At 39.4% G+C, this 24,686-nt stretch carries 22 protein-coding genes; 9 read left to right on the plus strand and 13 right to left on the minus strand.

The genetic code is table 11. From position 1 onward, the window contains the following. Positions 1–10: 10 nt before the first annotated feature. From H5158_RS16350 to rpmH, 12 genes are all read right to left on the minus strand, one after another. Positions 11–391: an ATP synthase subunit I gene (locus H5158_RS16350; RefSeq protein WP_145241693.1), complete on the minus strand. Its 381-nt coding sequence runs from the start codon at positions 389–391 to the stop codon at positions 11–13. A gap of 142 nt (positions 392–533) precedes the next feature. Beyond that, positions 534–1,451, minus strand: coding sequence for a ParB/RepB/Spo0J family partition protein (locus H5158_RS16355; RefSeq protein ID WP_145241695.1), 918 nt, complete (start codon positions 1,449–1,451; stop codon positions 534–536). Positions 1,452–1,468: 17 nt separating this feature from the next. Further along, the gene (locus H5158_RS16360) at positions 1,469–2,254 is read right to left on the minus strand and encodes a ParA family protein (RefSeq protein ID WP_145241697.1); all 786 of its coding nucleotides are present in this window, start codon (positions 2,252–2,254) and stop codon (positions 1,469–1,471) included. Between the two features lie 14 nt (positions 2,255–2,268). Continuing rightward, entirely contained in the window at positions 2,269–2,889 is a 621-nt protein-coding gene (rsmG, locus tag H5158_RS16365; RefSeq protein ID WP_149983167.1) for a 16S rRNA (guanine(527)-N(7))-methyltransferase RsmG, read from the minus strand. A 15-nt stretch (positions 2,890–2,904) separates the two neighbouring features. Continuing rightward, positions 2,905–4,794, minus strand: a complete 1,890-nt coding sequence (gene mnmG / locus H5158_RS16370; protein ID WP_182740439.1) for a tRNA uridine-5-carboxymethylaminomethyl(34) synthesis enzyme MnmG — start codon at positions 4,792–4,794, stop codon at positions 2,905–2,907. A 428-nt stretch (positions 4,795–5,222) separates the two neighbouring features. Beyond that, positions 5,223–5,672 carry a flavodoxin domain-containing protein gene (locus tag H5158_RS16375; protein ID WP_145241703.1) on the minus strand — a complete coding sequence of 150 codons (450 nt, stop codon included), beginning with the start codon at positions 5,670–5,672 and terminating at the stop codon, positions 5,223–5,225. Between the two features lie 637 nt (positions 5,673–6,309). Next, positions 6,310–7,098, minus strand: a complete 789-nt coding sequence (locus H5158_RS16380; RefSeq protein ID WP_182740440.1) for an isocitrate lyase/phosphoenolpyruvate mutase family protein — start codon at positions 7,096–7,098, stop codon at positions 6,310–6,312. 403 nt (positions 7,099–7,501) lie between these two features. Then, complete coding sequence (gene mnmE, locus H5158_RS16385) at positions 7,502–8,866, minus strand: tRNA uridine-5-carboxymethylaminomethyl(34) synthesis GTPase MnmE (protein ID WP_145241707.1); 1,365 nt, start codon at positions 8,864–8,866, stop codon at positions 7,502–7,504. A gap of 126 nt (positions 8,867–8,992) precedes the next feature. Then, the gene (yidC, locus tag H5158_RS16390) at positions 8,993–10,627 is read right to left on the minus strand and encodes a membrane protein insertase YidC (protein ID WP_182740441.1); all 1,635 of its coding nucleotides are present in this window, start codon (positions 10,625–10,627) and stop codon (positions 8,993–8,995) included. 8 nt (positions 10,628–10,635) lie between these two features. After that, on the minus strand, positions 10,636–10,911 hold the full coding sequence (gene yidD, locus H5158_RS16395; protein ID WP_064668255.1) for a membrane protein insertion efficiency factor YidD: 276 nt from the start codon (positions 10,909–10,911) through the stop codon (positions 10,636–10,638). Positions 10,912–11,037: 126 nt separating this feature from the next. Then, entirely contained in the window at positions 11,038–11,463 is a 426-nt protein-coding gene (rnpA, locus tag H5158_RS16400) for a ribonuclease P protein component (protein ID WP_145241711.1), read from the minus strand. A gap of 7 nt (positions 11,464–11,470) precedes the next feature. After that, positions 11,471–11,605 (minus strand): 50S ribosomal protein L34, encoded by a 135-nt coding sequence (gene rpmH / locus H5158_RS16405; protein WP_004335215.1) that lies wholly within the window; start codon positions 11,603–11,605, stop codon positions 11,471–11,473. A 507-nt stretch (positions 11,606–12,112) separates the two neighbouring features. Here rpmH and dnaA point away from each other — a divergent pair. The 9 genes from dnaA (at position 12,113) to H5158_RS16450 (ending at position 24,309) form a co-directional block, all read left to right on the plus strand. After that, a complete protein-coding gene (gene dnaA / locus H5158_RS16410; RefSeq protein WP_145241713.1) occupies positions 12,113–13,504 on the plus strand; it encodes a chromosomal replication initiator protein DnaA in 1,392 nt (463 codons plus the stop codon). Between the two features lie 13 nt (positions 13,505–13,517). Further along, positions 13,518–14,621 (plus strand): DNA polymerase III subunit beta, encoded by a 1,104-nt coding sequence (gene dnaN / locus H5158_RS16415; RefSeq protein WP_149983170.1) that lies wholly within the window; start codon positions 13,518–13,520, stop codon positions 14,619–14,621. A gap of 6 nt (positions 14,622–14,627) precedes the next feature. Then, on the plus strand, positions 14,628–15,722 hold the full coding sequence (recF, locus tag H5158_RS16420; protein ID WP_145241717.1) for a DNA replication/repair protein RecF: 1,095 nt from the start codon (positions 14,628–14,630) through the stop codon (positions 15,720–15,722). A 12-nt stretch (positions 15,723–15,734) separates the two neighbouring features. Beyond that, positions 15,735–18,161 (plus strand): DNA topoisomerase (ATP-hydrolyzing) subunit B, encoded by a 2,427-nt coding sequence (gene gyrB, locus H5158_RS16425; RefSeq protein ID WP_149983171.1) that lies wholly within the window; start codon positions 15,735–15,737, stop codon positions 18,159–18,161. Between the two features lie 143 nt (positions 18,162–18,304). Further along, entirely contained in the window at positions 18,305–19,207 is a 903-nt protein-coding gene (gene glyQ / locus H5158_RS16430; protein ID WP_182718512.1) for a glycine--tRNA ligase subunit alpha, read from the plus strand. Positions 19,208–19,209: 2 nt separating this feature from the next. Continuing rightward, complete coding sequence (glyS, locus tag H5158_RS16435; RefSeq protein WP_182740442.1) at positions 19,210–21,279, plus strand: glycine--tRNA ligase subunit beta; 2,070 nt, start codon at positions 19,210–19,212, stop codon at positions 21,277–21,279. A gap of 61 nt (positions 21,280–21,340) precedes the next feature. Further along, positions 21,341–21,790 carry a hypothetical protein gene (locus H5158_RS16440; protein ID WP_182740443.1) on the plus strand — a complete coding sequence of 150 codons (450 nt, stop codon included), beginning with the start codon at positions 21,341–21,343 and terminating at the stop codon, positions 21,788–21,790. Between the two features lie 202 nt (positions 21,791–21,992). Further along, positions 21,993–22,460, plus strand: coding sequence for a DUF3015 family protein (locus H5158_RS16445; RefSeq protein ID WP_149983174.1), 468 nt, complete (start codon positions 21,993–21,995; stop codon positions 22,458–22,460). A 37-nt stretch (positions 22,461–22,497) separates the two neighbouring features. After that, positions 22,498–24,309 carry a DUF4105 domain-containing protein gene (locus H5158_RS16450; RefSeq protein ID WP_182718509.1) on the plus strand — a complete coding sequence of 604 codons (1,812 nt, stop codon included), beginning with the start codon at positions 22,498–22,500 and terminating at the stop codon, positions 24,307–24,309. Between the two features lie 30 nt (positions 24,310–24,339). Here the strand turns inward: H5158_RS16450 and tusA are convergent, their stop codons facing one another. Continuing rightward, positions 24,340–24,579 carry a sulfurtransferase TusA gene (gene tusA, locus H5158_RS16455; RefSeq protein ID WP_182718508.1) on the minus strand — a complete coding sequence of 80 codons (240 nt, stop codon included), beginning with the start codon at positions 24,577–24,579 and terminating at the stop codon, positions 24,340–24,342. Between the last annotated feature and the right edge of the window lie 107 nt (positions 24,580–24,686).

Consider the following 24,686-nt stretch of genomic DNA (forward strand, 5'->3'; position numbering starts at 1 on the left):
ATCCCAAAAGTTAATGATTAAAAAAAACTGGCGCGAACAATCCAACGAACATCACTAATATAAAACTACAAAAAAATGGCAAAAAGATTACCGGATACAGTTTAAATATCAGCGCAAACAAAAAGATTGTTAGCAAAAATTTTAATCCGTTGCCGCGTTTAAACGAGGCAAACACTTGTTTTGCTTTACTAGCACCCATATAACGGAATGCATAGATAACAAATACAAAATTAGGGAGCACCGCTACAGTGCCTCCAGCGATAGCTGAAAGGCCGGCATCTACTCCCCAACCAACAAAAATGATTACAGCAGCAACTAATGCTACAACACCCTGAAGACATATTAATTTTAATGCGGCAAGCCGATATGGCCTCGCTAACTTATTTGTCACGTTTAGTTAACCTTAGTGGCAATCTAATTGTCAGGGCATGAAAACTGGCGAAATTATACTGATTCCTACCAGTTTTGCAACTTGAGTCGGTGTATTGTGGTGCAAATTTGCGACGAATGTCTCTTTTTGGACATGATATTTATTAATGCTCGGAATTCTCTGCATTTATACGGCTTAAAATTCCATCTAACTCTTCTAAGTTAGTATACGAAATAACTAAGTTTCCTTTGCCTTTTTTGTTGTAGTTAATTTCAACTTTAGCACCCAAGTTTTCGGCTAATTGTTGTTCTAACTGTTTGACATCTGGATCTTTTTCGAAAGTTTCTTTTTTAGGGGCAGGTTCAATAATTGAACGAACTAATTTTTCTGTTTCGCGTACAGTTAAAGCCTTTGCTACAGCCAGTCGAGCAGCATCAGATTGTGCTTCACCTTCAAGGGCTAATAAACAACGCGCATGACCCATTTCAATATCGCCATGTTCCAACAATATTTTAACATCATCATTAAGGTTATTCAGTCGTAATAAATTAGTTACTGTCGTGCGTGATTTGCCTACGGCATCTGCCACTTGTTGGTGAGTTAATTCAAACTCAGTTAACAAACGGTGCAATGCAACCGCTTCTTCCATGGCATTTAGATCTTCGCGTTGAATATTTTCAATCAATGCGATGGCCACCGCAGCTTCATCAGGCACATCTTTAATGATACATGGTACTACGTCTAGCTTAGCTATTTGTGCAGCACGCCAGCGACGTTCACCAGCAATTATCTCATAACTGTTTTCTGCTACTGGACGAACTACAATTGGCTGAATAATCCCTTGCGATCGAATTGAGCTTGCTAGCTCTTCAAGCGCTTCTTCGGACATGTCTTTACGTGGCTGATATTTACCTGAGTGTAAAAACTCAATCGGTAGCTTTTGCAGTTCACTACTGGTTGGCTGAACAATTACATCCTGCTCACTCACGTTGGGTTGTTCAGTGCGGGCACTCGGTGCTGGTTTTGACGAGCTTAATAAAGCATCGAGTCCTCGGCCTAAACCGCGTTTTTTAGCAGACATGTTCTTTTTACCTCAAGTTAGGCGACGATTGGGGATATTTTTTCTTTTCTGCGTAACATTTCACCGGCAAGTGCTAAATACGCTTTAGCACCACTTGATGCCCGATCATAATACATTGCGGGTGCACCAAAACTCGGCGCTTCAGCTAAACGTACATTACGTGGGATCACGGTGCGGTATACTTTATCGCCAAAATGTTGTTTAAGCTGCTCAGATACATCATTGGCCAAACGATTACGCGGATCGTACATAGTACGTAAAATCCCTTCAATCTGTAGTTTTGGATTAACTAACTTGGCTAATTGCGTAATTGTGTCCATTAATGCGGTTAAACCTTCAAGCGCATAATATTCACATTGCATAGGCACTAAAATTGAATCCGCGGCCGCCATTGCATTCACCGTAAGCATGTTCAGTGATGGTGGGCAGTCGATAAAAATAAATTCATATTGATCAGATATTTTTTCAAGCGCATTGCGTAGTCGTACTTCTCGAGCATAAAGCTCCATCAGTTTAACTTCGGCGGCGGTAACATCACCATTGGCAGCAATTAAATGATATTCACCAGAGGTTTCTTTAGTAACAACTTCTTCAATTGGTTTATCTTCGATTAATAAATCATAAATTGTTGCCACATCGCCGTATTTGTCTACGCCGCTACCCATGGTTGCATTGCCTTGCGGATCGAGATCAATAAGCAACACTTTACGTTTAGTTGCAGCCATTGATGCCGCGAGATTAACTGCTGTGGTGGTTTTACCCACACCACCTTTTTGGTTTGCTATTGCGATGACTTTTGCCACAGTATCTCTGATCCCTAGTCTTTAGAAAGAATAATTAAATGTCTTTGCGCATCTAATTTTGGTACTTCCAAGGTGATTTTTTGCTCGAACTTAACACCTGCTGGTAAAGATTCTAGCTCTTCACTTGGAAATACGCCTTTTAAGGCAATAAACTTACCTGAATGATCAATCAAGTGCGAACACCAGTCAACCATATCTTGTAAAGATGCAAAAGCACGACTCAATACACCATCTAATTTAACACTTGGTTGATAATCTTCAACTCTAGACTGCACCGGGGTTACATTTTTCAGACCTAGCTCATGTTTTACCTGCATTAAAAAACGCACGCGTTTACCTAAACTATCTAATAAAATAAATTGTGTCTCAGGTAATGCAATAGCTAATACGATACCCGGAAGGCCAGGACCCGTACCAACATCAATATAATGATGACCGGGTAGGTGAGGTGCAACAACTAAGCTATCCATAATATGCTTAATCATCATATCCTCAGGTAAACGCACTGAGGTTAAATTATAAGCTTTGTTCCATTTGTTGAGTAACTCAACATATTGAACCAATTGTTGCTGCTGTTTTTCAGTTAGCGCAATATCAGTTTGCGCTAACAAAGTAGTTAATTGTTGCTGTAACACAGTATTCCTTAATGACTACGAAATTTTACGTAGTAAGCCTTGCTTCTTCAGATAAACTAATAATAGCGAAATAGCAGCAGGCGTGATACCTGAAATACGTGATGCTTGACCGATTGTATCAGGACGCGCCTCAGTTAATTTAGCAACCACTTCATTTGATAGACCCGATACGATCGAGTAATCATAATCTTTAGGCAAAATAGTTAACTCATGACGAAGTTGCTTATTGATCTCTTCTTGCTGACGAGCAATATAACCTGCGTACTTAGTGTGGATCTCAACTTGCTCTAACGCTGTTGCATGATCAAACTCAGATCCTAACCCTTCGATCGCCATTAGATCGTTATAACGGATCTCAGGGCGACGTAATAATTCTTCTAAACTTGCTTCTCGGGTTAATGGTGTTTTAAGTAAGCCATTAACTTGATCAATTACAGCGTGATCTTTATGGATCCAAGTTTCTTTGATCCGTTGAGATTCTTTTGCAATGATATCCATTTTTTCATTAAATGCTTGCCAGCGTTCATCGTTAACTAAACCAAGTTCACGACCTTTTGCTGTTAAACGAATATCAGCGTTGTCTTCACGTAGTAACAAACGGTATTCAGCACGACTAGTAAACATACGGTACGGTTCTTTGGTACCTAGTGTAGTTAAATCGTCGATTAATACACCGACATAAGCTTCATCACGGCGCGGTGTCCAAGGCTCTTTACCTTGTACTTGCAATGCTGCATTCATACCGGCAATTAAGCCTTGTGCACCGGCTTCTTCATAGCCTGTAGTGCCATTGATCTGTCCAGCAAAGAACAAACCATCAATAAATTTGGTCTCTAATGATTTCTTTAAATCGCGTGGATCAAAAAAGTCGTACTCGATAGCATAGCCTGGACGGCAAATATGTGCATTTTCAAAGCCAGTGATTGATTGCACAATCTCTAATTGCACATCAAATGGCAAACTAGTTGAAATACCATTTGGATAAAGCTCATAAGATGTTAGGCCTTCAGGCTCAACAAAAATTTGATGTTTGTCTTTATCTGCAAAACGAACAATTTTATCTTCAATAGAAGGACAGTAACGTGGACCAATCCCTTCAATAACACCTGAGTACATAGGTGAACGATGTAAATTATTGCGGATCACATCATGAGTTTTTTCATTGGTGTATGTGATGAAGCAAGAAATTTGTTGTGGATGATCTAATTGCTTACCCATAAATGAAAACACCGGTGTTATAGCATCACCAGGTTGTTGTTCCATTTTACTAAAATCAACTGTACGGGCATCAATACGTGGTGGCGTTCCAGTTTTTAAGCGATCAACACGAAATGGTAATTCACGTAAACGATTTGCTAATGCAATTGAAGGTGGATCACCAGCGCGACCACCTTTGAAGTTTTCTAAGCCTATGTGAATTTGGCCACCAAGGAAAGTGCCTACGGTTAATACCACAGAAGGTGCGCTAAAACGCAGTCCCATTTGAGTAACAACACCTGTTACTTTATTATTTTCAACAATCAGATCATCACATGATTGCTGAAAGATCTTCAGGTTATCTTGGTGTTGTAAAATATCTTGAATAGCAGCTTTATATAAAGCGCGATCTGCTTGTGCACGAGTAGCTCTTACTGCAGGTCCCTTTGAAGAATTTAAAGTACGGAATTGGATACCGCCTTTATCAATTGCTTGGGCCATTGCACCACCTAGTGCATCAATTTCTTTAACCAAATGACCTTTGCCAATACCACCAATTGCTGGATTACATGACATCTGACCAAGGGTATCCATATTATGAGTCAGCAGTAGGGTATTCATACCCATACGTGCAGCAGCTAACGCAGCTTCTGTACCTGCATGTCCACCACCAACAACAATAACATCAAAATTTTCGTGAAAAATCATTTCGGGATCCTACTTAATCAACCAGCAAACTTTCAAGGGGGAGCGTATTCTACCTATAAATTTACAGAAGATAAATGATTAAACTGTGGCCAAGATCTAAGTAAATGATCTCTAATAATATAAAGGATCTTTTAAAGAGATCTTTTATTACTGTTACTACTACTGAGCATGATTTCTGTTGATAAGGTTTAGTTTACTTATTAAAACATAAAGTTAGATCGGATCTAAAGGTGTTAATATGATCGGATCTAACTGATTATAAGCTCTGATCAAAAAGGCTCTTTATGCACAGGGGGTATTGGATCAGATCTTATCCAATGGATAACATAGTCTTAAAACGCAGTTAGATCATAGCTTATCCACAATCTGATCTAAATACTCAGTAAATTGTGGGTAACTTTAAATTTGGATCTAAACTGTGATCTTAATTAAATACGGTTTATTTGCTCGATCCAGCTTGGTAACCAAGCTAATGCGGTGTCTTCTGGTAGTTCTTCATCAAGAATATTCAACTCTAAGCGCTCTGCTATACAGTGCGCGCCTTTACTTACTAAAAGTTGTTCTAGATTACGGCCAGCGAGGTTATAGGTATCATAACTGGTGTCACCTAAACCAATAACACTAAACTTTAATCCTTTTAAATCATTAACTTGATTAATATCTTCAACAAAGGATAAAAGGTTCTCAGGATAATCACCAGCACCATAAGTAGAAGTACACAATAACCAGATAGTATTTTCTTGGTTTATCTGTGAAAAGTTAGGTTGATCATGAACTTCTGTAGTGATCCCTTGAGTAACTAACTGCTCTGCTAGTTGCTCACCTACATACTCAGCAGATCCCATTTGGCTGCCTATAATGATATTAACGGAGTTCATAATTCTATTTGATCACACAACGGCTTACTTATAGGCTTATGATAACTGAGTTTACTCAGCAGTAAAGCCTTGAATGGAAGTTTGTATAAGTATTTAAGGTACAATTTTTGATGTTTTTTATTTTAAATTCGTAATCATTTGATATGTATAAATAAAATAAATTATTCCAATATGTAATCTTCTGATCAAGCTGTTGATAAAAAGTGGGAAAGCTGGGTAGTAAAAACATAAGATCTTATTTTTATTTTACTAAGCTATTGATTTTATGTTTTATGAGTGGTGAATTTTCGTTTCATTAAGAGTTTTAAAACGAGTGATCAGAATGTGGATAGATCGCCTGTTGATAACGATCGTTTTGGCTATAAATTAATTTATGAAATGCCAAAAAATATTTCAAGTAGGGTGCTAAATAAGTAATTAATGGCAATTAAAGTTGATTTAGTGGGTTTATTGCTCGATTTATACTGTTTGAGCTAATAAATTGAGTACTTTTTATATGCCTCTAAGTTAAAAATGATCAAAAAAGCCCAAATTGTGGATAACAATTTGAGCTTGTGCTGATCAATTTCTAAATTAGTTGCTATTTTTATCACTAATTATGATTTTAATTTTGTATAAATAGCTTTTAAAACTCCGATTAGAATAAATGATCGCTACTTTTTGTGCTATTTAAAGTACTGCTAGCGGTAAAAATATAGGCTTTTGTGGCATCAAATAGTGCATTGCCAAGCGTATATCTTTGTACGCCATGTGCAAATAATGAGCTGCTATTACTACTATTATCGCAAAGAAAATCACTTTTTAATGGCTGTGCCATCACGTTAAGTGGCACCTTAAGTGTCGTTGTTATTTGCTTTATTGCTGTTAAATCGGATAATCCAGGGATAAAAATACCATCAACGCCAGCGTCTTGATAAGCCAAAGATCGAGTTATTACATGTTCAAGAGAAGCCATATTTTGGCTGTAGCAATCAGTTCTAGCATTGATAAATAGCTGTGAAAAACCATACTTTTTAAGAGTGTTTTTAATCGCTTTAAGGATCTCTACTTGGTGTTCTAGGGAGCGTAACTGAGCTGTTTTTTTATCTGAATCCTCAATATTAATACCGACAGCACCTAATTTGGCTACGGCCAAAACATGCTGACAAATAGTGTTTACGTCATTACTGTAACCTGATTCAATATCCACGGAAACAGCAATATTAACAGCATCGATTATTGGTTTTAGCTGACTTATAAACTCCTCAAATGAGCATTGTTCGCCATCTTCTTGACCTCTAGATTGGGCCATCCCCCAACTTGTTGTGGCGATAGCAGCAAAACCAGCATCAGCTAATATACGAGCGCTTAATGGATCCCACGCATTTGGTAATAAAAATAATTGCTCTTGTTTATGTAATTGATGAAAGGTTTGGTATTTATTCATAATGATCTCAAAAGTGAATTTCATTATGACTATAAAAAGATTACGGTGACTACGCTGGCCAAGTTCGGCACTGAACGTAAATTTTAAGCTCGTTGTAAAAACCTAAAAGGCAGTGATAGCGACGGATAATTTAGAGCGGTTGGTTAAATAACGACTTGTATTTTTTATTGAATACAGCTAATACCAATCGTGTAAAGTTACTGACCATTTATAGCGACAGATAAATACAGTGATAACAAGGCGTAAATTTTGACATGTAGTTGTTCTAATTGAAAAAATTATAACGCAGTTAGCGCTTTATGTAGCTCGCTAGAATGGTTAAATATTTAAGTCGATTGGTATAATAATATACTGGTTTTTGAAGGGGATTAAGAGTGCTTATATAAGCACCCTTAGTTTTTAATTATTTACCGATACAAAATGAGCTGAAAATTTTGCCAAGTAGATCGTCAGAGGTAAATTCACCGGTGATCTCGTTTAAGTAGTTTTGTGTTAAACGTAGTTCTTCAGCTAGGATCTCACCGGCAATATGCATCTCTAATTGGTCTTTGCCAGTTTGTAAATGATGAGCTGCGCTATCGAGTGCATCCAAGTGACGACGACGGGCCATAAAGCCGCCTTCGGTAGCTCCCTGAAAACCTATACATGCCTTTAAGTGAGTACGAACTAACTCTATACCATCAGCATTTTTAGCACTTAAGCTGATCACTGGATATTGCTGGTTTTCGCTCATACCGACTTCGTCACCCGATAAATCGGCTTTATTTCGGATCACGGTTACGCCCATACCGGCAGGTAGTTTGGCCATAAACTCTGGCCAAATAGCATGTGGGTCAGTGTCTTTGGTATCAGTGCCATCAAGCATAAACAACACGCGGTCGGCTTGTTTTATTTCATCCCATGCGCGTTCAATGCCTATTTGCTCAACGCGGTCTGGGCTTTCGCGCAGGCCTGCAGTATCTATAATATGTAGCGGCATGCCATCAATGTGAATGTGTTCTCGTAGTACGTCACGGGTGGTGCCGGCAATTTCAGTAACAATAGCGGCTTCACGCCCTGCAAGTGCATTTAGTAAACTAGATTTGCCTGCGTTAGGGCGCCCAGCAATCACCACGCGCATACCTTCACGCATAATGCTGCCTTGTTTTGCTTGATTGGTCACATTGCTTAGCTGGGTGATAATGGCATTTAGATCACCAGAGACTTTACCGTCAGATAAAAAGTCTATTTCCTCATCGGGAAAATCAATGGCCGCTTCAACGTACATACGCAAGTGAATGACTTTTTCAACTAAGGTATCAATGTGCTTAGAGAACTCGCCCTGGAGTGATTGTAAGGCGCTTTTGGCTGCTTGTTCTGAAGTGGCATTAATTAAGTCAGCAATTGCTTCTGCTTGGGTTAAGTCCATTTTGTCGTTCATAAAGGCGCGCTCAGAAAACTCGCCTGGCTTTGCTAATCGTACACCTTCAATTTGGCTAATTTCTTTAAGTAGCATATCCAGTACTACAGGACCGCCATGGCCTTGTAGTTCAAGTACATCTTCGCCAGTGAAAGAGTTTGGCCCGGCAAAATAAATAGCAATACCTTGATCAAGTTGCTCGCCAGCAAGACTGTTAAATGGCACGTAATCGGCGTAACGCACCTTAGGGCAACGACCAATAATCTGTTCGGCGACGGTTTTTACTAAACTGCCAGAAACGCGAATAATACCAACGCCACCACGACCAGGTGCGGTTGCTTGTGCTGCAATTGTGTCTTGATTGATCATGCTAATAGTTTGCCAACTTAAAGAGTAATGGTATGGGCGTATTGTAACCTATGCAGTTATGACTGGCGAATAGCGGGCAATAAAAAAGGCGACCAATGGTCGCCTTAATTTAAGTAACTGAGCAAATTAGCCCCTGACTTTTATTCCTTGCTTTTCCATACCGCGATAGATGATCAGCATCTGTGCGATAGAGATAAGGTTTGATACTAACCAGTAAAGTACTAGACCAGATGGGAACCAAAGGAAGAACACTGAGAAGATAACCGGCATAAAGGTCATCATCTTTTGTTGCATCGGATCAGTTACCGTCATTGGTTGTAGCTTCTGAGTAATAAACATACTGGCACCAAATAAGATTGGTAGTACGTAGTATGGGTCTTTCGCAGATAAGTCAGTTAACCAAAAAATAAACTCAGCATGACGCAGTTCTGTTGATTCTAAGAATACATAAAATAGCGCTAAGAAAATTGGCATTTGCAGCAAAATAGGGAAACAGCCACCCATAGGGTTTACTTTCTCTTTGCGGTACATTTCCATGGTTGCTTGGCCGAATTTTTGACGGTCATCACCAAACTTTTCTTTTAATGCAGCCATTTTAGGCTGTAGGGCACGCATCTTAGCCATTGACGTATATTGCGCTTTGGTAAGTGGGTACATTGCTGATTTAACAATCACAGTAATGGCGATAATTGCCACACCCCAGTTACCTAGTATGCTATGTAGCCATTTTAATAGTATAAATAACGGCTGTGAGATAAACCATAACCAACCGTAATCGACAGTTAAATCTAAGTTCGGATGAATAGCTTCAAGTATATCCGACTCTTTCGGGCCCATATAGTAAGTTGCACCAAGAGTTGCTTGTTGGTTTGCTTGTACATTTATCGGCTCACCTTTAGCACCAATAATTGCTGCGTTGCCTTTAGCAATTAAGCTGTAAAGGGTATTTTGCTGTTCTTGCGAAGGAACCCACGCACTTACAAAGTAGTGCTGAATAAAAGCAATATAACCACCTTGGGTATTTATGCTAAGGTTTTTGTCGGCCATATCAGAAAAGCTATATTTCTCGTACTTTTCCTCAGCTGAACCATAGGCAGCACCTAAGTAGTTTTGGTCAACTAAGCTGCCTTTATCTTGTACTGTGCGTTTTACTTGCGTATACAGCTGTACTTGAATTGGCTCTGCGGTGGTGTTATTTACTGAGTATTCTAAAGCAACATCGTATTGACCTTTTTTGAATACATACGTTTTAGTAAAACTAACACCTTTGCTATCAGTAAATGTAAGTGGTACGCGAAGTTCGTCACCTGTTAAAGCAAATGTTTTTTGCTCCGTGTGATAAACCGGGCGACCTTCTGCAGATGCATCTGGGCCATTTAAGCCTATTAAACCACTCTGAGAGAAGTATTGTTTACCATCAAACTCACCAAGTAACATATAAGGCGTTTCGCTACCTTTTGTTTCTTCGTATTGCAGTAAGTCAGCTTCAACAATATCACCACCACGGGTGTCAATTTTAACTTTGAATACGTCAGTCGTAATTTCAATAACTGAACGTTTCGCGGTTGTTGCTGCAGTAGGTAATTCACCATCGGTTGATGATGGAACATAATCATCAGAGTCAGGGGAATTAGTTTGTAGTGTTTGTGTGTTGGCACTAGGATCGACTTTTGGTGCGTTGTAGTCTTTATTCCACTCTTGGAACAATAAAAACGATACAAGCATCAGGCCGATGAATAAAAACGTGCGTTGCGATTCCATAACAGCTCTTATTTCTCGTGTTGGTGGTTAATATGGGTTAATTTTTCAGGTACGGGATCATCCCCACCTGAATGTAAAGGATGACATTTTAATATGCGTTTAACCGCTAACCAACTCCCTTTTACAGATCCATGCAAATTAATTGCTTGAATAGCATAACTAGAGCAGGTTGGATTAAAGCGACAATGCGGACCTAACAGCGGACTAATCCACTTTTGATAACCACGAATTAATAACACTAAACAGCGCTTAGGAAAAGCAACAAGTGGTTTTAGTAACCTCATGATGTTCAAGCCTCTGCGTAATATTTAGTGAATGGATACCATGAATTTAAACGCCCAAAATGGAATTTTAAATGCATGATTAAAAGGTGAGCTAAAGATACCTTAATTAACCATGTAATTCTATTGCTATTGGCTCTGTTTATTGGATTTAGCCGATTTGTTGGGGCGTTTTTTAAACGGCGGTGGTTTTGGTGCACCAGGTTTACAGCGTTCGTTAATCTTGCGCCATAATTTAGTGAGTTGTTTAGTTAGCTCTTCATTTGACTGTTCATCAATACCACTTTTAACCATCAGCACAATATCGACATTATCAATAGTGTGTTGGTTTAAACGAAAACTTTCGCGAGCAAGACGTTTAATACGGTTTCGTTGGCAAGCTTTTTTAACCCGTTTTTTAGCGACAGTGAGTCCTAAGCGAGGTTTTGCTTGGTCATTGGGTTTTGCTAATAAGGTAAAGAAAGGAGTTGCGGCCCGAGCGGGTTCATTAAAGATGCGAGAGTAATGCGAGGGAGTTAACAGACGTAACTCCCTGCCAAAGTTAAAGTCTTCCACTTATATATTAAGCAGAAAGAACTTTGCGGCCTTTAGCGCGGCGACGAGCTAATACTTTACGGCCATTTACAGTTGCCATGCGAGCACGGAAACCGTGTGCACGTTTGCGTTTTAAAACGCTAGGTTGAAAAGTTCTTTTCATAACAATTCCATCCGATCGGTTAAAGGTTAAAACATCCTATGCAGGTCGCGATCCTGGCACAGGTGCCATTGCGAGCGCGAGATATTATCGATGAAGTGCCTTAAAGTCAACCATAATCGCATTTATAATAGAGGGGTGATAATAGATCTGTTGGCAGGATCTGCTAGGATCCTTATATTAAAGAAGTTTTCCACAGGCTCTGTATAAAAAGTGCATAAAAGCTTGGGGTAAGTAAAATAGATCACATAATTTGATCGCGATCCAAGCCCTTTTTTGCTATGATCATACTTTGAAGTTAAAAATAATTGCTATTAAAAATCAACGTCTTGCTTGTTTTTTTTAGCCAGATCATATTTTTCAAAAAAATCAATCTTGTACTTGTGGATAAAGTGCATTCATAATACTCGGTCTTGGGTTAATAAATTGCCTAAATAATAGTAATAAATGTATGATTTCCGGCCACTAAAGATGACCGGGAATAAATACTAAGTCTTTGGGAGTTTAACTGTGTATCTGTCGGTTTGGCAAAGTTGTTTATATGTATTGCAAGATGAACTGCCTTCGCAGCAGTTCAGTATGTGGGTAAGACCACTACAAGCAGAAAGTACCGAAGATACCCTGACGATTTATGCACCTAATCGCTTTGTGCTTGATTGGGTAAGAGAAAAGTACTTAAACCGAATTAATGAATTACTTGTTGAGATTTGTAAGGATGAAGCGCCAGAGTTACGCTTTGATGTAGGTAGTAAGCCAATCCACAATGCGCAAGTGATCGCGCCTGCAACAACTGGCTCTGCGACCCCGATGAATCAGCCGGCGGCAAAGCAGCAACCAAAAGCAGCTAAAGCTGTGGTTGAGCCTGCTCCTAAGTCTGGTTACAAATCAAACATTAAAGAAAACTACACCTTTGATAGTTTTGTTGAAGGTAAATCTAACCAGTTAGCAAAAGCTGCTGCGACGCAAGTTGCGGATAATCCTGGTGCAGCCTTTAACCCGGTATTTATATATGGTGGAACGGGTTTAGGTAAAACGCATTTATTACATGCGGTTGGCAATGGTATTATGGCAAATAAGCCAGATGCAAAAATTGTTTATATGCACTCCGAACGCTTTGTGCAAGATATGGTTAAAGCCCTGCAAAATAATGCTATTGAAGAATTTAAGCGTTATTACCGCAGTGTTGATGCTTTAATGATCGATGATATTCAGTTTTTTGCTAACAAAGAACGCTCTCAAGAAGAATTCTTTCATACTTTCAATGCATTACTTGAAGGTAACCAACAAATTATTTTAACCTCAGATCGTTATCCAAAAGAGATTGAAGGGGTTGAAGATCGCCTTAAATCACGTTTTGGTTGGGGTTTAACCATCGCGATTGAGCCGCCAGAGCTTGAAACGCGAGTGGCTATTTTGATGAAAAAAGCCCAGCAGAGTAAAATTAATTTACCTCACGAAGTGGCCTTTTTTATCGCTAAAAAATTACGTTCAAATGTGCGTGAGTTAGAGGGCGCGCTTAATCGTGTGATTGCTAATGCAAACTTTACTGGTCGACCAATTTCGATCGACTTTGTAAAAGAAGCATTACGTGACTTACTCGCTTTGCAGGACAAACTGGTCACGATAGACAATATTCAACGTACGGTTGCTGAATATTATCGTATTCGCGTCTCAGACCTGCTATCTAAGCGCCGCAGCCGCTCTATCGCAAGACCTCGTCAAGTTGCTATGGCATTGTCTAAAGAACTTACCAATCACAGCTTACCTGAAATTGGTGATGCCTTTGGTGGCCGCGACCACACTACAGTATTGCATGCGTGCAGAAAGATTAAATCACTACGTGATGAAAGCCACGAAGTGAAAGAAGATTATCAAAACCTAATAAGAACATTGTCATCTTAGGGCTGACTTTATTATGCAAATAACTATATCAAGAGAACAATTTTTAAAACCTTTGGTGCAAGTATCTGGCGCAATTGAGCGCAAGCATACCTTGCCTATCTTATCTAACGTTTTGTTAGAGGTTGAAAATGGCGAACTTTCAATGACAGGCACAGACCTTGAAATTGAACTTGTCGCAAAGGTTTTTGTTGGCGATGATACCGCTGATGCAAAATTGACTTTGCCAGCTAAAAAATTACTCGATATTTGTAAAAGTCTGCCAGACGGTTCAGATTTAACGTTGAGCAGTCAAGATCACCAACTATTACTGACCAGTGGAAAAAGCCGCTTTTCATTAACTACACTCGCTGCGGAAGACTTTCCTAATCTTGAGCAGTGGGATGGTGAAGTTGAATTTCAACTAACGCGCTTAGAACTGCGAAAGTTACTTGAAAGCACCCACTTTTCGATGGCCAATCAAGACGTACGCTATTACTTAAATGGTATGTCGTTTGAAGTAGATAATACTGATATAAAAACAGTGGCTACTGATGGTCACCGTTTAGCAATTGCGCAAAAACAATTAACGCAATCGTTAAATACTCAACGTCAGCTAATAATTCCGCGTAAAGGCGTACAAGAAATTATGCGTCTAATGGTTGCTGATGATGAGTTGGTTACAATTCAATTTGGTGCAAATCATATTCGTATTTTAGATACAGAGTTTACTTTTACGAGTAAATTAGTTGATGGACGTTTTCCTGATTACCGCCGAGTATTGCCACGTGGTGGTGATAAAGTGATTACCGCAAATCGTGAATGGTTACGCAGTGCGTTTCAACGGGTATCTATTTTATCGAACGAGAAGTTTAGAGGTGTACGGTTAAACTTATCGAACGGACTATTAAAAATTACCGCCAACAACCCAGAGCAAGAGCAAGCTGAGGAAGTGGTTGAAGTGAGCTATCAAGGTGATGACTTAGAAATTGGCTTTAACGTATCGTATGTTTTAGATGTATTAAATACATTAAAAACAGAAGACGTTTTATTTACGCTTGCTGATTCAAATAGTAGTGCATTGATAGAAGGTGCTGGCGATGAAGAAGCCATGTACGTTGTTATGCCAATGCGCTTATAAGGCACTATGAGTTTAAGTCATTTGAGCCTCAATAATTTTCGGAATATTGAGGCACTCACTGTAGAGCCAGTGAATGGTATTAACATAATTTATGGTGAAAATGGCAGTGGCAAAACCAGCCTTCTTGAGGCTATTTATTACCTTTCTCATGGCAAGTCTTTCCGCACCCCAAAACACAAAAGTATCATTACGCACCATAAAGAAAAATTCACCATTCATGGTCGTAAATCACTTTATAACTTATCAATTCCAATCGGTATTAGTAAGACTTTAAGTGGTGAGACAGAATTAAAAATACAGGGTAAGTCTAGTCGTCGAGTGTCTGAACTTGCCCAGTTAATGCCAGTACAAGTGATCACCCCTGAAAGCTATTCGTTGTTTTTTGGAGGTCCAAAAGAACGCCGAAAATTTTTAGATTTAGGATTGTTCCACGTGGAACAAGACTTTTTTTATTTGTGGCAATCTTTCAATAAAGTATTAAAGCAACGTAATGCATTATTGAAAAGTAAGCCTAAGAATTATTTTGATCAAATCAAGTTTTGGGATAAAGAATTTGTTAGACTGGCTGACCAAATAAATAATTTACGAATTGCGTATATAAGTAGGTTTAAGCAGCAATTTTTTGATAAAATGTGTGCAGAATTAACGCTTATACGCGATTTAGAAATAAGTTTTTATGCTGGTTGGAAAGAAAATGAATCTCTAGCCGACGCTCTCGAACAAAGCTTTGAGCGTGATAGTCGCCAAGGTTTTACAAATAAAGGGCCGCATAAAGCTGATTTCAGTTTTAGTGTCGCTGGCAATAGTGTGGAAAACACCTTTTCACGCGGTCAATTGAAGCTATTGCTTTATGCGTTAAAAGTAACGCAAAATAGTTTGATTGAGTCAGAGACAGAAAAGCAATCAATATTGCTAATAGATGATCTACCTTCAGAGTTAGGGGAAGATACGAAAGAGAAAGTAGGACAGTTATTGTCGCACTGTAGCTCTCAAATATTTATCTCTACAATTCAATCTGAAAGTATTTCTGCTGTGGTGGAACCCATGCAACGAGAACTACAAATGTTCCACGTGAAACATGGCAACCTAATAACAAGATAAGTGGGATTAACCATGTCTGAGAATTACGATTCGTCGAGTATTAAAGTACTAAAAGGATTAGACGCAGTAAGAAAGCGTCCTGGAATGTATATAGGGGACACCGATGATGGCACAGGCTTACACCATATGGTGTTTGAGGTCGTTGATAACTCTATCGATGAAGCCTTAGCAGGTCACTGTGATGACATCTATGTCACAATTCATTTAGATGGTTCTGTCTCTGTTCGAGATAACGGCCGTGGTATTCCAACTTCAATTCATGAAGAAGAAGGCGTGTCAGCTGCTGAAGTAATTATGACTGTACTACATGCTGGTGGTAAGTTTGATGATAACTCATATAAAGTATCAGGCGGCTTACACGGTGTTGGTGTTTCAGTAGTAAATGCGCTTTCAGAAAAATTAAAGCTAACGGTTCGTCGTGAAGGCAAGCTACATGAGCAATTTTACACTATGGGTGTTCCTGATGCGCCACTAGCTGTAATTGGCGAATCAGAAACCACAGGTACTGAACTTCGTTTTTGGCCAAGTGGTGAGACTTTCACAAACTTAGATTTCCATTACGATATTTTAGCTAAGCGCTTACGCGAGTTATCATTCCTGAATTCAGGTGTGAGTATTATTTTAAATGATGAACGCGAAGAAAATAAAACTGACCACTTTAAATATGAAGGGGGTATTCGTGCCTTCGTTGAGTATTTAAACCGTAATAAAACACCTATTCATAAAGGTGTATTCCACTTTACTCATGAACGTGAAGAAGATGGTATTAGCGTTGAAGTATCAATGCAGTGGAATGATGCTTACCAAGAAAACATTTACTGTTTTACAAACAACATTCCACAACGTGATGGTGGTACTCACTTAGCCGGTTTTAGATCTGCGCTAACTCGTACACTTAACAACTATATGGAAAAAGAAGGCTTTAACAAAAAAGCTAAAACAACCAGTAATGCAACAGGCGATGATGCCCGTGAAGGCTTAACTGCAGTTGTTAGTGTTAAAGTTCCTGATCCTAAGTTCTCATCACAAACCAAAGATAAGCTAGTTTCAAGCGAAGTTAAATCAGCTGTAGAACAGGCAATGGCTGAGAAATTCACTGAATTCTTATTAGAAAATCCAGTAGACGCAAAAATAGTTGTTGGTAAAATCATTGATGCTTCTCGTGCTCGTGAAGCGGCGCGTAAAGCCCGTGAAATGACTCGTCGTAAAGGCGCAATGGACTTAGCAGGTTTACCTGGTAAGTTAGCGGATTGCCAAGAAAAAGATCCAGCCCTGTCTGAACTATATATAGTGGAAGGGGACTCTGCTGGCGGATCAGCTAAGCAGGGTCGTAACCGTAAGAATCAAGCGATTCTTCCGCTTAAAGGTAAAATACTAAACGTAGAGAAAGCGCGTTTTGATAAGATGTTATCTTCACAAGAAGTTGCCACGTTAATTACAGCCCTTGGTTGTGGTATTGGTCGCGATGAGTATAACCCTGAAAAATTACGCTATCACCGCATCATTATCATGACCGATGCTGACGTCGATGGTTCGCACATTCGTACGTTACTATTGACCTTTTTCTACCGTCAAATGCCAGAAATAGTTGAACGTGGTTATATCTATATTGCTCAACCACCACTTTATAAAGTGAAAAAAGGTAAACAAGAGCGCTATATTAAAGATGATCCAGCACTTGTCGAATACCTAACTTCATTAGCATTAAATGGTGCCGCACTTTATACCGGTGCTGATGCATCTGCACTTGAAGGTGAAGCTTTAGAGGCTATCGTTCATGATTATCAAAACACCGTTAAAGTTATTGAACGCTTAAAACGTAAATACCCGAATACGGTGATGGAACGTTTGATCTATCAAACAGAGCTAAACGAAACTGATTTAGCCGATGAAGCTAAAGTAATCGAGTGGACCAAAACGTTAGTCGATGACTTAGTCGCACGTGATGAAGATGCAACTATCTTCGCTGCTGCAACAGAGCATGATACTGAGCGTAACTTATATTACCCAGTTATCAATATTCGCCAACACGGTGTTGATAAGGCACACGTACTGAGCCATGATTTTATCTCTTCACGTGATTATAAACGCATCGCAGTAACTGGTACTAACATTGCCAATATCTTAAGTGAAGGTGCTTATATTCAACGTGGTGAGAAGACACTAGCTGTTGATAACTTTGTGGATGCATTGGAATGGTTGATCGCAGAATCTAAGCGTGGGCTATATATCCAGCGCTATAAAGGGCTAGGTGAGATGAATCCAAGTCAGCTGTGGGAAACTACCATGGATCCTTCAGCGCGTCGCATGTTACAAGTAACCATTGAAGATGCTGTTGGTGCAGACCAATTATTCGCAACCTTGATGGGTGACCAAGTTGAGCCGCGTCGTGAGTTCATAGAAACGAATGCACTACGTGTAGTTAACTTAGACGTATAATTAAATTATAGTAATTACAAAAAAGGAGCCTTAGGCTCCTTTTTTATTTTCTCAATTGCACAAACTGCTTAAAACATGACTACGCACAAGGTATACTGAAGGTAATTTTCACGCTACATCACAGCAGATACTAAAAGCCAAATATGCAAAAATATGACGTTAAAACCTTTCAAGGTTTGATCCTGGCTTTACAGGATTACTGGGCACAGCAAGGCTGTGTCATTATTCAGCCACTTGATATGGAAGTTGGTGCAGGCACATTTCATCCGCAAACATTTTTAAAGTCTATTGGTCCTGAGCCAATGTCGAGCGCGTATGTGCAACCGTGTCGTCGTCCTACCGATGGCCGTTATGGTGAGAATCCAAATCGCCTGCAACATTACTACCAGTTCCAAGTCGTATTAAAACCATCACCAGATAACATCCAGGAGCTATATTTAGGCTCATTAGCGGCTGTTGGCATTGATACCCTTACTGACGAAGTACGCTTCGTTGAAGACAACTGGGAATCACCTACGCTAGGCGCATGGGGTCTTGGTTGGGAGATCTGGTTAAACGGTATGGAAGTAACCCAGTTTACCTACTTCCAACAAGTAGGGGGCTTAGAGTGCTCTCCTGTTACTGGTGAGATCACTTATGGTCTTGAGCGTTTAGCTATGTACATTCAAGGCGTAGATAGCATCTACGATCTAGTATGGGCTGATGGCCCAATGGGCCGTGTTACTTACGGTGATGTATTCCATCAGAACGAAGTTGAGCAATCAACTTATAACTTTGAGCATGCAAATGTTGAAGATTTATTTGCCCAGTTTGATAAATGCGAAGCTGAGAGCCAAAAGCTAATTGAAGCAAGCTTACCATTACCTGCTTATGAGCAAGTAATGAAAGCATCACACGCATTTAACTTATTGGATGCACGTCACGCTATTTCGGTGACAGAGCGCCAACGTTATATCTTGCGCGTTCGTGCATTATCTAAAGCGTGTGCACAAAGTTATTATGACAAACGCGAAGCGCTTGGTTTCCCGTTGTGTAAGGATAAGTAAGCATGTCAGCACAAAATTTATTAGTAGAAATTGGCACCGAAGAGTTGCCACCAAAATCATTGCGTAAACTTGCCGAAGCATTTGCTGCAAATCTGACAGCAGAGCTTGAGAGCCTAGAGCTTAATCACCAAGGCGTAAGCTGGTATGCATCTCCTCGTCGCTTAGGTTTACAAGTAACAGCACTTGAAGCTCAGCAACAAGACAAAGAAGTAGAAAAACGTGGTCCAGCAACGAAGGCTGCATTTGATGCCGATGGCAAGCCGACCAAAGCTGCAATGGGTTGGGCTCGTGGTTGTGGTATTGAAGTAAGTGAAGCGCAAACACTCGAGACCGATAAAGGTGCATGGTTGTTACACATTGCTAAAGTAGCAGGCAAAGAAACCACAGCCTTGATGGCTGATGCGGTAAATAAAGCGTTAGCTAAACTTCCTATTCCTAAACCAATGCGTTGGGGGGCGAATAAAACACAATTTATTCGTCCTGTTCATACCGCAACTATTTTGTTTGGCAATCAGCTAATTGAAGGCGAAGTCCTTGGTAAAGCAGTGGGTAACCAACTGCAAGGCCATCGTTTTCATCATCCAGAAAAAATCACAATCAAACACGCTGATGATGTTTTTGAGGTGCTTAAGTCAGCACATGTTGTTGCTGATTACCAGCAGCGTAAAGCACAAATTCGTAGCCAAATCGAAGCTGCAGCAACAGCCGTTAATGCAGTAGTAGCTATGGATGAAGATTTACTTGAAGAAGTAACTTCATTGGTTGAATGGCCAGTAACTCTTACTGCAACATTTGAAGAAGCGTTTTTAGATGTACCAGCCGAAGCGCTGATCTACACTATGAAAGACGATCAAAAATACTTCCCATTACTTGATCAAGACGGCAAGCTACTTAATAAGTTTTTGTTTGTTTCAAACATCGAAAGTAAAAACCCAAGCGTAGTTATTGCTGGTAACGAGAAAGTAGTGCGCCCGCGTTTAGCTGACGCGCAGTTCTTCTTTGAAACAGATAAAAAGAAAACTCTTGAAAGCCGGTTAGAGTCACTTAATAGCGTATTGTTCCAACAGCAATTAGGTACGCTTAAAGATAAGTCAGAGCGTATTAGTGAACTTGCTGGTTACATTGCTGAGCAATTAGGTGCCGATAAAACACTTGCTAAGCGTGCTGGTTTATTAAGTAAAACCGATCTAATGACCGAAATGGTGATGGAGTTTACTGACGTACAAGGTGTGATGGGGATGCACTATGCACGCCATGACGGTGAAGCCGAAGATGTTGCCATTGCCCAAAACGAGCAATACATGCCGCGTTTTGCCGGTGATAATTTACCTACAAACTTAATTAGCTGCGCAGTAGCGATTGCCGATAAGTTCGATACACTGGTAGGTATTTTTGGTATTGGCCAAGCACCAAAGGGTGATAAAGATCCATTTGCGCTTCGTCGTGCTGCCATTGGTGCGCTGCGTATCATGGTAGAAAAAGAACTACCACTTGATATTTTAGATCTAGTCGCAAAATCACAAACCCTGTTTGGCGATAAGCTAACTAACTTAAATGTATCAGCCGATGTATTTGAATTTATGCTAGGGCGTTTCCGCGCTTGGTATCAAGACGAAGGCATTGAAGTAGACGTTATTCAAGCAGTACTAGTGCGTCGCCCAACTAAGCCTGTTGATTTTGACCGTCGTGTTAAAGCGGTTAGTCACTTCCGTACATTAGACGCCGCAGAAGCGCTTGCAGCAGCTAATAAACGGGTAAGTAATATTCTGGCTAAAAATGATATTACAACGCAAGGCACTGTTGACGAGAGCTTATTAAACGATGATGCCGAAAAGGCATTAGCGGCACAAGTTGCTAAGTTTGCCACTGAATTAGCGCCGTTATACGCCGCTGGCGACTATCAAGAAGCGCTTGCCCAGCTTGCTGGTATTCGTGAAAGTGTTGATAACTTCTTCGACAACGTGATGGTAATGGCAGACGATGAAGCCGTTAAGCAAAACCGTTTAGCATTACTAAGTCAACTGAGTGGTCTATTTTTAGATATTGCTGATATTTCTGTATTACAGAAATAAATTCAGCTTCGCTTAAAAAGCCAGCAGCTATGCTGGCTTTTTAGTATTAGAGGGAATACCTATGAAACGTATATTAACAGTGGCTCTAGTTACTTTATTGAGTGCTTGTTCGAGCCAAATACAAATGCCAGATCTTAGCGATGTACTGCCAGGCCAAGAACTTGACCGTACAATGTACCTCCGCGGTGACTTCAATTTATGGGATGCAGAAACGCAATATGAATTTACTCAAGTCGCGCCTGCGCTTTATCAAGCACAAGTAAAGTTTTCAACACCGGGTAAAGTGTATGAATTTAAAATTGCCGATATGGATTGGAGCGCAGGTTATAATTGCGGATTCAGTGAACAAGATCCAACCGGTCAATCACTGACGTTAGGGCAAAGCGTCAAAGCAGATTGCAATACTACCTATAATTACTTTAGCTTCACACCAGCAATTAAAGGCAGCTACATCGTTAGTATCGATTATCATAATAACGATCAGCCAAAAGTAACAATAACAAAGAAGTGAGAGTAGAGATTTAGGTTTGAGTACACTGATTATATTTACAAAAGTAATTACATCCTGTTAATATTGTTATTGATTTTTTGCGTTAATCGTAGTCAATCATTTTTGAGTATTATATCAAAACTTCTTTTAAATCTATAAAGAGCTCGATATCACTATACTCTGCTCGTTTATATGAATAAAAAAAATTAAAATAGGATTACAGATGTTAAAAACTACAGTAACAGCAGTTGTTTTAGCGGGGGCTTTTATAGCTGCTCCATTACAGGCTAAAGAGGGCGTTAACCCTTGGCAGGATTGTGGTATCGGCGCAATGATATTCCCAGAGAATGGAACCGCAGCAGCAATTTCAAATATTATTTGGGATTTAGGTACTACAGCAGTATCTTCAAATATATCATCTGTAGGTAGCTGTGAAGGCGCAGGTGCAAAAACAGCTCTATTTATTCAACAAACATTCCCTGTACTTGAGCAAGAAATTGCTGAAGGTGAAGGTGAGTATGTTACTGCAATGTTAAATGTGCGTGGTTGTGACGCTAGTTCTCATGGTCAAATTGTAAATGCTATCCGTAGCGATTTTGCGACTAAACCTGCTCAAGACCCTCAAGCATTATATGCAATTGTTGAAAGCAAAGTGACAACACAGTTTGCAGCTACTTGCCCAGTTATTTAACTGTTAATAGAGTAGGTGTCAGCACCTACTCATACTTATGACTACAATCAAATACTTACCAGCACTAGCACTGTTTGCTACGTTTTCATCTTATTCATCTAGCTCACTTTCCGAGCATCCAACCTGGTTGAAATTAGGGCATTATAAAAACGCATCAGCTCCTCAAAGTTATATTGAGAGTGATTCATTTTTTATCTCAAAAAATGGCAAAAATAACCCTTCATCCGAGTTAAAAGCAACGATTGATGCATTTAATAAAGACGCACAAATGCAATGCAAATATCCTGCTAGATATCAGTGGTTACTATCACAAGGGCTTGAATTCTCAGAGCCAAAGGTTGAATGCATCGAACTTATAGAGTGGAGAGATAAACAACCGATTCACTCTGTAAGTTTAGTCTTTGCTTCAGGGTATATGAGTAATCCGGCTTCGCTTTATGGTCATATGCTTTTAAAGCTAAATAGATCAACGCCAGAGCACAATAAGTTACTAGATTATAGCTTAAATTATGGCGCACTAGTTCCTGATAATGAAAACGGTTTGGTCTATATTACGAAAGGGCTATTTGGCGGTTACGAGGCCGGTTTTTCTGATCAACTATTTTACCGTCATCAACATAACTATGGTGAAATAGAGCTGAGAGATATATGGGAATATAAGCTTAACTTTAGCCAAGAAGACGTCCTCTTTTTAACTAATCATTTATGGGAAATTATGGGGGCTAAGTATTCTTACTATTTTGCGGATGAAAACTGTGCATTTCATATCGCAAGGGTTGTTGAATTAATTATAGGGGAGCAGTTAACGAATGAGCTTTCGCCTTGGGTTATTCCTGCGACTATTTTTTCTCGCTTAAATAGTGCTCAATATAATAACGAAAAGCTAGTAAAACAGATTGAGTTTACTCCTTCAAGAAGTAGTGTTTTTCATCAATATGAAAACAATCTTTCAGCGAAAGACTCCAAGCTGGCTTTAGCTATTTATCATTCGCAAAATATACTTTTTGAGCCGACATTTACAAATCTAGATGTGGTAACTAAAAAACGAATTATTGAAACTCTTTTTGAGTTTGTTCAGTTGCAACAAATAAAAAAATATGATGTTGAACACATTGAAAAGTTAAAAAAAGCTCTTATTAAAGCTCGTTTAGTCCTACCTCCAGGTAAAGAAACCTCTTTTATTAATTATGATAAACATGCACCGCATTCAGCTCAGAAACCCTCAAATATATCTATTTCTTCGACTGTGTATAAAAATGAACAAAGTCTAAATTTAGGTTTCAGATTAAGTTATTTTGATTCATTAGCTTCTGATATTGCCAGAGTTCCTTACTCTAATTTAGAGATGTTGGATGTTGAAGTTGCTTTATTTGATTCGCAGTTATATCTAGAAAAATTACATCTTTTAGATCTAGAATCATTTAACCCAGCCTATAGCCAGTGGCCAAATGAAGGCGGTTGGGCATGGCAGATAAATGTAGGTTATGAAAGAAATCGCAGCCAGTGCTTTAGTTGCTCAAGTACATTTGCCATGGCAGGAGTTGGAAAGTCATGGTTATTAAATGCTAATCAGTCGCTAGTGTACGGTATGATTAATGGTTATGCTGGTGAATTACAAAGCACCCAACAATGGCTGGATACTTCAATAGAGCTAGGATTTTTAACGACTGTAACTTCTAATTTAAAACTAAGAACATCAATTGAGAAGTTTTATCACCAACAGTTAAGCGGTATTGCAACTAACATCGAGCTATCAGTGCCTATCAATCAAGATTTCGATATACGATTTGGTTATAAACATGCAACAGAGTTTCAGTGGCAGCTGAAAATAAACTTTTACTGGGATTAATGAATGTTTTAATTATGGTTAATTATTGATTTATAGCCCTTTTTTCACTAAATATCGATACGGTACTGCATCCACTTCCTTTTCTAACAATGTGTGATCCATAAAGCGGCAGAAACTGGGGATATCACGGGTGGTGGATGGGTCGTCGGCAATAATTAATAAAGTTTCGCCATTTTCCATTTTACGTACCGCGCTTCTGATCATCATTACAGGCTCCGGACAGCGTAGGCCAATGGCATCTAATTGGTGATCGGGATTCTCAAAACTCATTGCATAACCTTTACTGTTTATTTAGCGCTTAACGATTAGTTTAAGGCTGCTAGTTTAACGACCTCAGCCTGATAAATAAAGTCACTTCACTTGTGCTTATAAAGCGA

The sequence above is a fragment of the Pseudoalteromonas sp. SR45-6 genome (genome assembly GCF_014163545.1).
Taxonomy (GTDB): domain Bacteria; phylum Pseudomonadota; class Gammaproteobacteria; order Enterobacterales; family Alteromonadaceae; genus Pseudoalteromonas; species Pseudoalteromonas rhizosphaerae.